The following is a 12383-nucleotide window of genomic DNA, read 5'->3' on the forward strand; positions in this document are numbered from 1 at the left end:
GGTGTGCCCCGCCCGTCCCCCCGGGCCCCCGCCCCCCCCCCCGCCGGGGCGGGGGGGGGGGGGGGTGTTCCCCCCCCCCCCCCGCCGCCATGCCCCGCCGGTGACACCCCGCCACATCCCCACACCCCCACCCGGGATAGCCTTCCCCCAGCGCAAAACGGGCGGCGTCTACTCACCAGGAGACGTACGACCCGGAGAACATCGGCACGACGGACCGGCGCACATGGGACGGGGTCGGGCTCGATGGGCGGGCGGAGTCGGTCAACGCCCGGAGTGAGCCGGATAAGAGGGGCTAACGACGGAACCACACCTCAGGTTCCGGTTCGACTTCCGGTTCCACTTCATTGCCCGGCGTGACCTGCCGTGATACACAGAGTGACGATACGCCTTCTTGTATACCGACCCCCGCCCCCGCCAGGGCCCCGCGAGGGCCGGTGACAAGGGATCCGTACGAAACCCGCCAATCAATGACGCCAAGTCGACATGCGACAGCGTCATTGTCGGCGACAATGGCCCTGACCTCTGCGCAGAGTGGCAGGGGGTGCAGAACAACCCACAAGGGGCGGTGACTTACATGCTTTACGCAGCCGAAAAGGGCGACATCAACACCATCATCGGCGGGATTGCCCCGGACTGGGGCCCCTTCGGCAGCCTGGGCAACGAGGCGCGGGTAATGATCGAGGTCGTGATGGCGGTCGCCATCCTGCTGTGCCTCGGCATCGCGATCTGGGGCGCGGCGAAGCAACGCATCGGCGCGACGGCCCTCCGCGACACCTTCAGTGCCGAACAAGGCAAGGGCCTCATCGTCGCGGGTCTCACCGGGGTCTTCATCATCGGTTCCCTCGGCACTGTCTTCACCATCGTGTACGGCATGGCCGTCTAGGCGGCCCGCCGGCTCGGCGTCCTCAGACCCGGCCGGGCACACCCGGTCTCCCTCTACCCACCCGTCCGTCGTGCCCACCGGCTGAGGTTGCGTTTCCCTGATGTCGAGTCACCACACCGCGCCCGCGCCGAAGCCAGCGCGGCTACCGTCGTACTACGCGGTTCAGCAAGAGGTTGAGGGGGCGTACGCGGCATGAGTCTCGGCGACGAGCACGGAGCGCGCGGCGACGACGGCGGATACGGGGGCACCGGCCAGACCCGCACACGGCTCCCCGACAGTCCCGGTGACGTCTACGGCGGAGCACGACGCGGCGGCCGTTCGTCCTCCCGCAGCCTCGTCACGGTGGTGGGAGTCGTGGTGCTCCTGATCGCCGCCATCGCCTTCGCGAACCGTGGTGGCGGTGATTCCGGCTCGGACGAGTCGGGCGGCGACAAGACGAAATCGTCGCCGACGGCGGCCACCGGGGAGCGGCCCGTGGACACGAAGGCGGCCGGGATTCCGTCCGGGTACGCGCACAACGAGCAGGGTGCGCAGAGCGCGGCGGCCAACTACACGGTGGCGCTGGGCTCCGACGGCATGTTCAACACTGCCAAGCGGCACGAGATCGTGCAGGCGGTCGCCGATCCCGGCGCAGTGGATCAACTCCAGTCCGGGTTCGACGCGGACTACTCGGCGGACTTCCTGAAGAAGATCGGCCTCGACAAGGACGGCGCTGCGCCCTCAGGCACCACGTTCGTCAACCGGACGCTGCCGGTGGGCACCAAAGTCACCTCCCACAGCGCCGACGCGGCCACCGTCGAAGTCTGGTGCAACAGCCTCTTCGGGCTCACCGGGGACGCGTCCACCAACCCCGTGACCAACGGCTGGTTCACCGTGACCATGAAGCTGAACTGGGCCAGCGGCGACTGGAAGGTCCTGGAGACCAGCCAGAAGACCGGCCCAACCCCCGTCAACGGAGACAACCCCGTCTCCGGGACCGACGAGATCGGCAAGGCGGTCGAGGAGTTCGGAGGGTTCACGTATGCCCGGTAGCCCGCAGCGCGCGCTCAAGCTCACCGGCGTCGTAGCAGCCGTACAGACCACCGTCGTGCTGCTGGCCTCACAGGCGTACGCGGCTCCGACGCCAACACCAACGCCCTCGGACGATCCCTGCTCGCTGATCGCCGGCCCTGCCAAGGAGTACTGCGAACGCGGCAGCGCAGACAAGGGCGACACCACCCCGCCCGGCGTAGCCGACACCCTCGACCCCCTCGCCTCCCTGGCCAAGGGCTGCGCCAAAGCCGCCTCCTGGACCATCGACAAGCTCAGTGACGCCGTCCAGAACACGGCGACCGTCGACTTCACGAACACCACGTTCCTCCAGCAGTACGCGGTCGTCTTCGCCGCGTCGACGATCCTGACCCTCCTCCTGTGGCTGCTCGCGGTCGCCAAGCGGGCCGTGCGAGGCGTCCCCCTCAGCACGGCCATCGGCGAGGCGATCGGCTTCCTCTGGCTGACGGTGCTGGCCTCGGCCTTCACCCCTCTGATCCTCTACACCGTCGTGTCGGCGACCGACGGCATCGCCGAGGTCCTCGCCAAGACCACCGGCAACCAGACGGACACGTTCTTCGGCAACTTCTCCGGCGCCCTGAACAAGGGCACCGACATCGGCGGCGGCCCGATCATGCTGATCGTGGTGTCCCTCGTGTCGATCCTCGCCGCCGGCGTCCTGTGGCTGGAGCTCGTGATCCGCGCCGCGCTCCTCTACGTGGGCGCGCTCCTCGGCACCGTCGTCTACGCCGGCCTGGTCGACAAGAACCTCTGGGGCCACGTCCGCCGCTGGGCGGGCATCATGATCGCCGTCATCCTCGTGAAACCGGTGATCGTGATCGTGCTCGGCCTGGCCGGAGCCCTCTCCGCCGAGGACGGGCCCGACGCATTCTCCGCCGTCGTCTCCGGCCTCGCCATCATCCTGCTCGCCATCTTCGCGAGCGCGATGATCTACCGCTTCGTACCGGGCTTCGGCGACGAGATCGCCGGCTCCCGCAACAACCGCATCATGCAGGGCGCCGAAGGCAAGGCCGCGGCCGTCATCAGCTCGCCCGCCACCCTCGTCGCCCAGGGCATCAAGACCCACAGCGCCCGGGCCGACAACAACGGCGGAGGCGGCGGCGGTGCCCGCCCCTCCAACCCCGTCTCCGGCGGCGTCGCCGCCCACAGCTCCCGCGGCAACTCGGGCGGGGGCGGCGGCGGATCTGTCCCCTCCGCCGCACCCCCACCCCGCAGCAGCCCGGTGAACACCCCCCACGCAGGCAACACACGCAACAGCAGCAACAACCGCACGGGAGGTGAAGGGCGTTGACGACCGAGGCCCATGTGTCCCATCCGGTCACGCCCCGCCGGACATATCTGATCGGCCGCGCCCGGCCGAACGCGATCGTCGGCCGCAACCGCGAGTCCGGCGAGATCGCGCTGATCATCGTGGGCGCGTTCCTCGGCATGATGTCCGGTCTGATCGTCCCCGTGCTCTCCCTGCGCATCGTGTCCCTCGTGGGCTTCCCGATGCTGGCACTGGCCGCGGTCTACGTGCCGTACAAGCGGCGGACCTTCTACAAGTGGTTCGAGATCAACCGCAGTTACAAGCGCAGCCTGCGCCAGGGCACCGCCTACCGCAGCAAGGTCATGGAGTCCGGGACACGCGCCGACGGCCGCGAGGTCGAGGTCGGCCCCCCGCCCGGCATCGGACGGATCACCTGGCTCGCCGCGCCCTTCGGCCCGGACGAGATCGCCGTCCTCCTGCACGCCGACCGGAAAACCGTCACTGCGGCGATCGAGATCGAGGGCCCCGGCGTCGGCCTCCGCGACAGCGAGGACCAGGAAACCCTCGTCGACCGGTTCGGCACCCTCCTCAAGCACGTCGCGAACGGCGACGGCTTCGTCACCCGCCTCCAGATGCTCGCCCGTACGCTCCCCGCCGACCCGGACGCCCACGCCAAGGACGTCGTCGTACGCGGCGACGAGAAGGCCCCCGGCTGGCTGCAGCAGTCCTACGACCAGCTCCAGTCCATGGTGTCGACCAGCAGCGAGCAGCACCGCGCCTACCTCGTCGCCTGCATGCACTACTCCCGCGAACTCGCCGCCGAGGGCCACGCGATGGCCCGCGCCGCGCGCCCGCAGGGCGGCAGGAAGCTCGACCGCGACTCCGGACTCGCCGTCGTCATGGCCCGCGAGCTCACCGACATCTGCTCGCGCCTCCAGGAGGCCGACATCCGGGTGCGCCAGCCCCTCGGACAGGGCCGGCTCTCCTCCCTCGTTCATTCGATGTACGACCCGGACCACCCCATCGACCACATCCAGGCGATGACCAAGCGCAACGCCTGGCCGGCCGAGCTCGACGCCATGGAGCCCACCTACCTCCAGGCCAAGACCCGTGAGTCCTCCACCCGCGCCCCCTGGTGCCACTCCACGGCCTGGGTGAAGGAGTGGCCGATGACCCCGGTGGGCGTCAACTTCCTCGCCCCGCTGCTCGTCCACACCCCCGACGTGATCCGCACGGTCGCCGTCACGATGGACCTCGAACCCACCGAGGTCGCCATCGAGCGGATGCTCACCGAGAAGACGAACGACGACGCCGAGGCCAGCCGCCAGGCCAAGATGAACCGCACCGTCGACCCCCGCGACGTCGCCTCGCACAACCGCATGGACCAGCGCGGCGAGGACCTCGCGAGCGGCGCGGCCGGCGTCAACATCGTCGGCTACATCACCGTCTCGTCCCGCAACCCCGAAGCCCTCGCCCGCGACAAGCGGACGATAAGGGCCTCGGCCGGCAAGTCGTATCTGAAGCTGGAGTGGTGCGACCGCGAGCACCACCGCGCCTTCGTGAACACACTCCCGTTCGCCACCGGCATCCGAAGGTAGGGCTGAGTACTGATGCGGGATCCGCTGTCCGTCCTCACCGAGGCCTTCACGTCCTTCCTCTTCGGCAAGGTCGAGACGACCCGCCCACCGGTGCGCACCTCCACCGGCCAGGCCCAGGCCGTCTACCTGCCGACCGCCGCCCCCGGCCTCGGCGACTCCGGCGTCATCATCGGCCGCGAGGTCTACTCCGGGAAGGGCTACATCTACGACCCCTTCCAGCTGTACGGACAGCAGCTCCCGGCACCGCACTGGCTGGTCCTCGGCGAGTCCGGCAACGGCAAGTCGGCCCTGGAGAAGACGTACGTCCTAAGGCAGTTGAGGTTCAAGGACCGCCAGGTCGTCGTCCTCGACGCACAGGGCGAGGACGGCGACGGCGAGTGGAACCTCATCGCCCGCGAGCTGGGTATAACCCCCATCCGGCTCGACCCGACCGCCGCCCTGGACATGGGAATCCGGCTCAACCCGCTCGACCCCGCGATCACCACGACCGGCCAGCTCGCCCTGCTCCGGACGATCATCGAGGTCGCGATGGGGCACGGCCTGGACGAGCGCTCGGGCTTCGCCCTCAAGGTCGCGCACGCCTACGTCAACGAGACGATCGTCGAGCGCCAGCCCGTACTGACGGACATCGTCGAGCAACTGCGACACCCCGAACCGGAGTCGGCGGAGGCGATGAACGTCGCCATAGACGACGTACGGGCCTGGGGCCTGGACGTCGCCCTCGTCATCGACCGCCTCGTCGACGGTGACCTGCGCGGCATGTTCGACGGCCCGACGACCGTCGGCATCGACCTCGACGCGCCGCTCATCGTCTTCGACCTGTCCCACATCGACCGCAACTCCATCGCCATGCCGATCCTCATGGCGATCGTCGGCGTGTGGCTGGAGCACACGTGGATCCGCCCCGACCGGAGGAAGCGCATCTTCCTGGTCGAGGAGGCCTGGCACATCATCAACAGCCCGTTCGTGGCCCAGCTCTTCCAGCGCCTGCTGAAGTTCGGACGCCGCCTGGGTCTGTCGTTCGTGGCGGTGGTCCACCACTTGAGCGACGTGGTCGACGGAGCGGCGGCGAAGGAGGCCTCCGCGATCCTCAAGATGGCGTCCACACGGACGATCTACGCCCAGAAGGCGGATGAGGCGAGGTCGACCGGACGGGTGCTCGGCCTGCCCAGGTGGGCTGTGGAAATCATCCCCACCCTCACGCCCGGCATCGCGGTCTGGGACGTCAACGGCAACGTCCAAGTGGTCAAACACCTGATCACCGAGACCGAACGCCCCCTCGTCTTCACCGACCGCGCCATGACACAGTCGTCGGCCGACCACCTGACGGACGACGCCCTGCGGGCCGCCGAGCTGGAGGCGGAGGAACGCGCGGCGGCGTTCATGGAGCATCACCTGAGCGATGTCGACGACTCGTCCGAGTCCACGGTGGCGTAGAGGAGCGGCCCGAGATGAGACCGGACGAACGCGACCGCCACCGCGGCGGCGAAGGCGGCATCCCCGACGGACTCCTGATCGGTGTCCTGGCCTTCGTCCTCGGCATGACCGTCATGGTGTGGACGGCCACCGGCCTGGCCGGCCTCTTCACCCACGGCTCCTGGCCCTCCGAGGTCACCTTCCGCCGTACGCCCCTGGCCATGCGCCAACTCGTCGCGGCCCCCCACGACATCGCGGCCGCCTGGCCGGAGACCCCGGACACGCAACTCTCCGGGTACGGGCTCTTCTGGGGCCTGCTCATCGGCCAGCTGATGGTCCTGCTGGTCCTGACGGTGTTCGTGATGGGGACGGCTGCGAGGTGGCGGGCGGGGAGAGCGAGACGCAGGGCGCTCGCCGCGACCGCGTCCGCCATGCCGGAGCCCGCTCCCGAGCCGGAGGCAAAGGCACAACCGCAGCGACAACCACAGCCACAGCCACAGCCTGAGAGTGTGCCTCGTGAGGTCGCTCCGCGACCCGCGGTGGAGCGGGTGTCGGCGGCCGAGCCTGTCCATGCGGCGGAGCCGCCGCTGGAGTCGGTTCCCTCGGTGGCCGACGGTAATCGGGTGGGTGGGTGGGAAAGCATCCGCGCCGAAGGCGCGGGGTCGGTAGGCGTACCCACACCGCGAGGCCCGGTCATCCTCGGCCCGCCCGAGACCCGCCACCCCCTCGCCGTCCAGGCGATCCGGGACGCGGACGGCCCGGCCCTCGTCATCACCTCCAACCCCACCCTCTGGTCGGACACGAAGGACGCCCGCGCGAAACTGGGCCCCGTCCTCCTCTACGACCCCTCCCACCTCTGCGACACCCCGGCCCGCCTCCACTGGTCCCCCTCCGCCGGCTGCGAGAACAAGGACACCGCCAAGGCCCGCGCGGCAGCGCTCCTCGCCCCGGTCCGCCCCACCGCGAAGATCGACCAGACCGTCGCCGACACCGCGGAAACCCTCCTGCGCAGCTACCTCCACGCCGCCGCGGTCGACGGCCGCACCATCCGCCACGTCCACCGCTGGGCCCAGGGCACCCAGGTCCAGGAAGCCGTACGCATCCTCCGTACGAACCCCAAGGCCGCCGCCGGTTCCGCGGGCGAACTCGAAGCGACCCTCACCTCGCACCCCGAACGCCGGGACATCGCCCAGGAGTTGACGGCTCGCGCCCTGTCCGCCCTGTTCACGGTGAATGTCCGCGAAGCCTGCACCCCGAACCGAACCGACACCCTCACCCTGGATTCCTTCGCCGACGAAGGGGGCACGCTCTATGTGGTCGGTGAACCCATCGAGGACCCCAGGGCGAATCCCGGCGCGATGCCCCTGCTGACGGCCCTCGCCTCAAGCGTGGTCGAGCGCGGCCGGCGCATGGCCGAACGGTCATCCTCCGGTCGCCTCGACCCACCACTCACCCTCGTCCTGGACGACGTGGCGGCGGTGGCCCCCCTCCCCCAGCTCCCGGACCTCCTGTCCGCGAGCGGAGGCACGGGCCCGGACCGGGGCCTCCCCGTCCTGGCCCTCCTCCGCTCCCGCGAACAGGCCCGCTCCCGCTGGCCCCACCACGAACTACCGGTTTAGGTCCCCGTGCAGGTCCCGGCTCCCTAGGGCCGCTCGAACACGAACTCCAGCTCCCGCGCGCCCGGATCCCCGGGCACCGGAGCGCTCTCCCCCGTGGGCACGAACCCGAACCTCCGGTAGAAGGCCTCTGCCCGCCCGTTCCGCTCGTCCACGAACAGCCGCACCCGCTCCACCCCGGCGACCTCCCACGCCCACTCCAGGGCGTACGCGAAGAGCCGCTCGGTGAGCCCCCGCCCCCGCACCTCGGGCCGGACATAGACGCCCACGAGATGCCCCTGCCGTACGTCGATCACATCCCCGAACGCGCCGACCTCCCCGGCCTCTTCGACCAGCACGACCACCGACCCGACCCACCGCCCGTCGGGCGCCACGGCCACCACCTGCTGCCGCTCACGCACACCCTCGGCGGCCCCGGCCGCCCGCTCCCGCCAGAAGCCGTCGGGCCGGACCACGGCAGCCTCGTACGTCTCCAGAAACGCGAGGTGCGCCACCGGATCCCGCAGCGCGGCCAGCCGCAGCTCCTTCGCCGCGGGCCACTCGTCGGCACGTACCGAACGCACCACATGGTCCGTTGAGGCATCAGGACGGTCTTCGGAACGAACATCGGGGCTCATGAGGGTCACCGTAATACCGGGGTACTACACCCTTCACCTCATATCCCGCCGTCGTCCGACGCGCCGGCCACCCGCCCGGCCGACCATCGAAGACATGATCACAGCCTCCGAACTGACCAAACGCTACGGCGGCAAGCCCGCCGAATACGCCGTCTCCGACCTCACCTTCACGGTCCGCCCCGGCACGGTCACCGGCTTCCTCGGCCCCAACGGCGCCGGCAAGTCCACGACCATGCGGATGATCCTCGGCCTGGACGCCCCGACGCGCGGCACCGCCACGGTCGGCGACCACGCGTACGCCGACCACCCCGCGCCCCTCCACGAGGTCGGCGCACTCCTGGAGGCCCGCTCGGTCCACCCGGGCCGCACGGCCCACCACCACCTGGTCGCCCTCGCCCTCACCCACGGCATCCCCAGGAGCCGCGTCGACCACGTCCTGGACCTCACCGGCCTGACCGACGTGGCGGGACGGCGGGTCAAGGGCTTCTCCCTCGGCATGGGCCAACGCCTCGGCATCGCCGCCGCGTTGCTCGGCGACCCGGCCACCGTGATCCTCGACGAACCGGTCAACGGCCTCGACCCCGAGGGCGTCCTGTGGATCCGCAACCTCCTCAAGTCCCTTGCCGCGGAGGGCCGTACGGTCTTCGTCTCCTCCCACCTGATGAGCGAGATGGCCCTCACCGCCGAGCACCTGATCATCATCGGCAGGGGCCGCCTGCTGGCCGACACGACGGTCGACACGTTCGTACGCGAATCGGGCGCGGGCACGGTCAAGGTCGTCACCCCGGAAGCGGGCCGGCTCGCCCAACTCCTCGCCGCCCCAGGCGTGGACGTCACCAGCTCCACCCTCGGCATCCTCGAAGTCCAGGGCACGGACGCCGAACACATCGGCCGTACCGCCGCAGCCCACGGCATCCCCCTCTTCGAACTCACCCTGCACGCCGCGTCGTTGGAGGAGGCCTTCATGGACCTGACCCGCGACTCCCTGGAGTACACAGCCCACTTGGAGCCGGCATGACCACCCTCGCCCTCACCCCGTCCCGCATCCTGCGCTCCGAATGGCACAAGCTGTGGACCCTGCGCTCGACCTGGATCACTCTGGCGATCACGAGCGCCCTGACCATCGGCTTCGGCCTCGCGATCGGCGCGACCTACGAGACCGGCGGCGGCGACGGGGACGTCGACACCGTTCTCCTGGTCCTGATCGGCATGCAGTTCACGACGATCATCATCGGTGTCCTGGGCGTCCTGGTGACAGCGGGCGAGTACTCGACGGGCATGATCCGCTCCACCATGACAGCGGTCCCCCGCCGCCTTCCCGTGCTGTGGTCCAAGGCCGCGGTCCTGGGCACGGTCGCCTTCGTCCTCATCCTCGCCACGAACTTCGTCACGTTCACACTCGCCCAGGCCTTCCTCTCCGGCACGGACCAGGAAGCCTCCCTGAGCGACCCGGGCATTGTCCGCGCCCTCGTCGGCAACGCGGCCGGCCTCGCCCTCGTCGGCGTCATGGCCCTGTCCCTCGGCGCACTGATCCGCTCGGTCCCCGGCAGCATCGGCGCGCTGATCGGCGGCGTCCTGATCCTTCCGGAGATCATCGCCTCACTTCCGTACGACGTCATCGCCGACGCCGGCCGCTACTTCCCCACCAAGTCCCTCGACGCCCTCACCACCGCCCACACCACGGCGGACATGGCCTCACCGGGCGCGTCCCTGCTCGCACTCTCACTCTGGACACTCGCCACCCTCACGGCAGCCTCACTGCTCCTGAAGCGACGAGACGTATGACCGGACCAATGACGGGACGAACGGCCGCACCGCGTACGAGGATGAGTCCGTGACACGCGAACAGGACTGGCAGGGCGAGTGGTCGCCGAACGGGCAGCCGCTCACCCGCCAGTTCCACCGCGTCGTCCAGTGGGCACGCGCCCTCGACCGACGCCGCCCGTGGGTGTGGGACGGCCTGGTGACGGGCTTCTTCGTGATCGCGGCAGTCACCGACATCCAGAGCGAGGGCTGGCGGAACGTCACCGGGAACCTCCACACGCCGGTCTGGCTTCTCTGGACGATCTCGCTCGGCTTCTCCGTCCCCCTGTTCTGGCGCCGCAAGCACCCGTGGGCGATCCTCCTGGGCATGGCGCCGATCGCCCTCGTCAACGCATGGACGGGTGCCCTGCTGCAGGCGTCCCTCCTCCTTCTCATCGTCCTGTTCAACGTCGCGCTGCGGACCCGGCTCCGTACCCTCCTGTGGTCGTACGGCCTGGTGATGGCCCCCTTCTTGGTGACCGCGTTCCGCTACCCCGCCGAGCAGGGCCCGGAGCAGAACATCTTCCCCGCCGCGATGAGCCTCGCCCTGTCGGCGCTCGGCGGCATCGCGGTCCGCACCCGCCAGGAGTACCTGGCCTCCCTCTTCGAACGCGCTCGCCAACTGGTGGTCGAACGCGACCAACAGGCCCAGCTCGCCGCCGCCGCCGAACGCACCCGCATAGCCCGCGAGATGCACGACATCATCGGCCACAACCTGTCGGTCATCACCAGCCTCGCGGACGGCGGTTCGTACGCGGCCGCCAAGAACCCCGAACGCGCGGCCCAGGCCCTCACCGCCATCGGCACCACCAGCCGCCAGGCCCTGGGCGAACTCCGCCGCCTCCTGGACGTACTACGCACGGATCCCCCAGGACCAGAGCCGCCGGGAGCCGAACCCCTGGGACTTGCCCGGGGACTCGCCCCCCCGGGAGTCGAGATGGCCCCCCAGCCGTCCCTCACCGACCTCGACCACCTCATCGACGGCGTACGTTCCGCCGGCGTCCCCGTCCGCACCACCATCCACGGCCAGGCCACCGCCCTCCCCCGGGCCGCCAACTCACCGTCTACCGAGTCATCCAGGAAGCCCTGACGAACACCCTCAAGCACGGCGGCCCCGACGCGACCTCGACAGTCTCGGTGTCATACGGAGACGGCGGCGCCGTATCCGCGACGGTGACCGACACCGGCCGCGGAGGCACAGCCCAGAGCAACGGCGCCGGGGGCCGCGGCCTCATCGGAATGCGCGAACGAACTGCCTTGTACGGCGGCACACTTGAGTCCGGCCCGCTCCCGGACCACGGCTGGCACGTCCACCTTCACCTACCGGAGGAAACCCCGCAGTGACCACCGTGCTCATCGTCGACGACCAGCCGCTGCAACGCCTGGGCTTCCGCATGCTCCTGGAGAGCCAGGACGACATGGCGGTCGTGGGCGAAGCGTCCAACGGCAGCGAGGCGACCCGCATGACGGCCGAACTCCACCCGGACGTCGCCCTGATGGACATCCGCATGCCCGGCCTCGACGGCATCGAGGCGACCCGCCGCATCGTCTCCTCCGGAGACCGCACCCGCGTCCTCATCCTCACCACGTTCGACCTGGACGAGTACGCGTACGCCGGCCTGCGGGCCGGCGCCTCCGGCTTCCTCATCAAGGACGCCCAGCCCGAGGAACTCCTCGCCGGCATCCGCGCGGTGGCCACGGGCGACGCGGTCGTCGCCCCGAGCCTCACCCGCCGCCTTCTCGACACCTACGCCGAGCGCCTCCCCACTCCGGGCCCGGAAACAACCCCCGGCCAGGACCCACGCCTCGTCTCCCTCACGGACCGCGAACGCGAAATCCTGACGGTCATCGGCCAGGGCTGGACGAACACAGAGATATCCGCCCGCCTCCATCTCGCCGAATCGACGGTGAAGACCCACGTGAGCCGCATCCTCGCGAAGACAGGCTCCCGGGACCGCATCCAAGCGGTAATCCTGGCGTACGACACAAGGCTGGTGGAGCCGTCCTGAAAAGGACCAGGGAAGGGCACTTCCATAAAGAGCCTAAAGAGCCCCCAAACGCAAGAAAGCCCCCGCACCGAAGTGCGGGGGCTTTCTCATCAAAATTTGTTCGGCGGTGTCCTACTCTCCCACAGGGTCCCCCCTGCAGTAC

10 protein-coding genes and 1 pseudogene are annotated in these 12383 nt (G+C 69.8%); 10 read left to right on the forward strand and 1 reads right to left on the reverse strand.

What is annotated here, in order from left to right; translation table 11 throughout:
- Positions 1–574: 574 nt before the first annotated feature.
- The 6 genes from ACH4YP_RS19445 to ACH4YP_RS19470 all read left to right on the forward strand — a co-directional run bounded on the left by ACH4YP_RS19445 (position 575) and on the right by ACH4YP_RS19470 (position 7815).
- Entirely contained in the window at positions 575–883 is a 309-nt protein-coding gene (locus ACH4YP_RS19445) for a hypothetical protein (protein ID WP_361071840.1), read from the forward strand.
- Positions 884–1075: 192 nt separating this feature from the next.
- Positions 1076–1915: a hypothetical protein gene (locus ACH4YP_RS19450; protein WP_398491376.1), complete on the forward strand. Its 840-nt coding sequence runs from the start codon at positions 1076–1078 to the stop codon at positions 1913–1915.
- The gene (locus ACH4YP_RS19455; protein ID WP_398491378.1) at positions 1905–3224 is read left to right on the forward strand and encodes a hypothetical protein; all 1320 of its coding nucleotides are present in this window, start codon (positions 1905–1907) and stop codon (positions 3222–3224) included. The genes ACH4YP_RS19450 and ACH4YP_RS19455 overlap by 11 nt, the downstream gene beginning before the upstream one ends.
- Positions 3221–4780 carry an SCO6880 family protein gene (locus ACH4YP_RS19460; RefSeq protein WP_398491380.1) on the forward strand — a complete coding sequence of 520 codons (1560 nt, stop codon included), beginning with the start codon at positions 3221–3223 and terminating at the stop codon, positions 4778–4780. The genes ACH4YP_RS19455 and ACH4YP_RS19460 overlap by 4 nt, the downstream gene beginning before the upstream one ends.
- Before the next feature lie 12 nt (positions 4781–4792).
- The gene (locus ACH4YP_RS19465; RefSeq protein ID WP_398491382.1) at positions 4793–6217 is read left to right on the forward strand and encodes an ATP-binding protein; all 1425 of its coding nucleotides are present in this window, start codon (positions 4793–4795) and stop codon (positions 6215–6217) included.
- 14 nt (positions 6218–6231) lie between these two features.
- Complete coding sequence (locus ACH4YP_RS19470) at positions 6232–7815, forward strand: type IV secretory system conjugative DNA transfer family protein (RefSeq protein WP_398491384.1); 1584 nt, start codon at positions 6232–6234, stop codon at positions 7813–7815.
- A gap of 23 nt (positions 7816–7838) precedes the next feature.
- On the opposite strand, the gene ACH4YP_RS19475 is transcribed toward ACH4YP_RS19470, so the two are convergent.
- Positions 7839–8429: a GNAT family N-acetyltransferase gene (locus ACH4YP_RS19475; protein ID WP_398491385.1), complete on the reverse strand. Its 591-nt coding sequence runs from the start codon at positions 8427–8429 to the stop codon at positions 7839–7841.
- A gap of 94 nt (positions 8430–8523) precedes the next feature.
- Between ACH4YP_RS19475 and ACH4YP_RS19480 the strand changes: the two genes are divergently transcribed.
- The 4 genes and pseudogenes from ACH4YP_RS19480 (at position 8524) to ACH4YP_RS19495 (ending at position 12241) form a co-directional block, all read left to right on the forward strand.
- Positions 8524–9447, forward strand: coding sequence for an ATP-binding cassette domain-containing protein (locus tag ACH4YP_RS19480; RefSeq protein WP_361071820.1), 924 nt, complete (start codon positions 8524–8526; stop codon positions 9445–9447).
- Positions 9444–10214 (forward strand): ABC transporter permease, encoded by a 771-nt coding sequence (locus ACH4YP_RS19485; protein ID WP_398491388.1) that lies wholly within the window; start codon positions 9444–9446, stop codon positions 10212–10214. The genes ACH4YP_RS19480 and ACH4YP_RS19485 overlap by 4 nt, the downstream gene beginning before the upstream one ends.
- A gap of 49 nt (positions 10215–10263) precedes the next feature.
- Positions 10264–11576 (forward strand): annotated as a pseudogene (locus tag ACH4YP_RS19490) (sensor histidine kinase).
- Positions 11573–12241, forward strand: a complete 669-nt coding sequence (locus tag ACH4YP_RS19495) for a response regulator (protein WP_398491389.1) — start codon at positions 11573–11575, stop codon at positions 12239–12241. Before ACH4YP_RS19490 ends, ACH4YP_RS19495 begins: the two are co-directional and overlap by 4 nt.
- Positions 12242–12383: the final 142 nt, after the last annotated feature.

The organism is Streptomyces sp. NPDC020747, from assembly GCF_044334695.1.
Classification (GTDB): Bacteria; Actinomycetota; Actinomycetes; order Streptomycetales; family Streptomycetaceae; genus Streptomyces.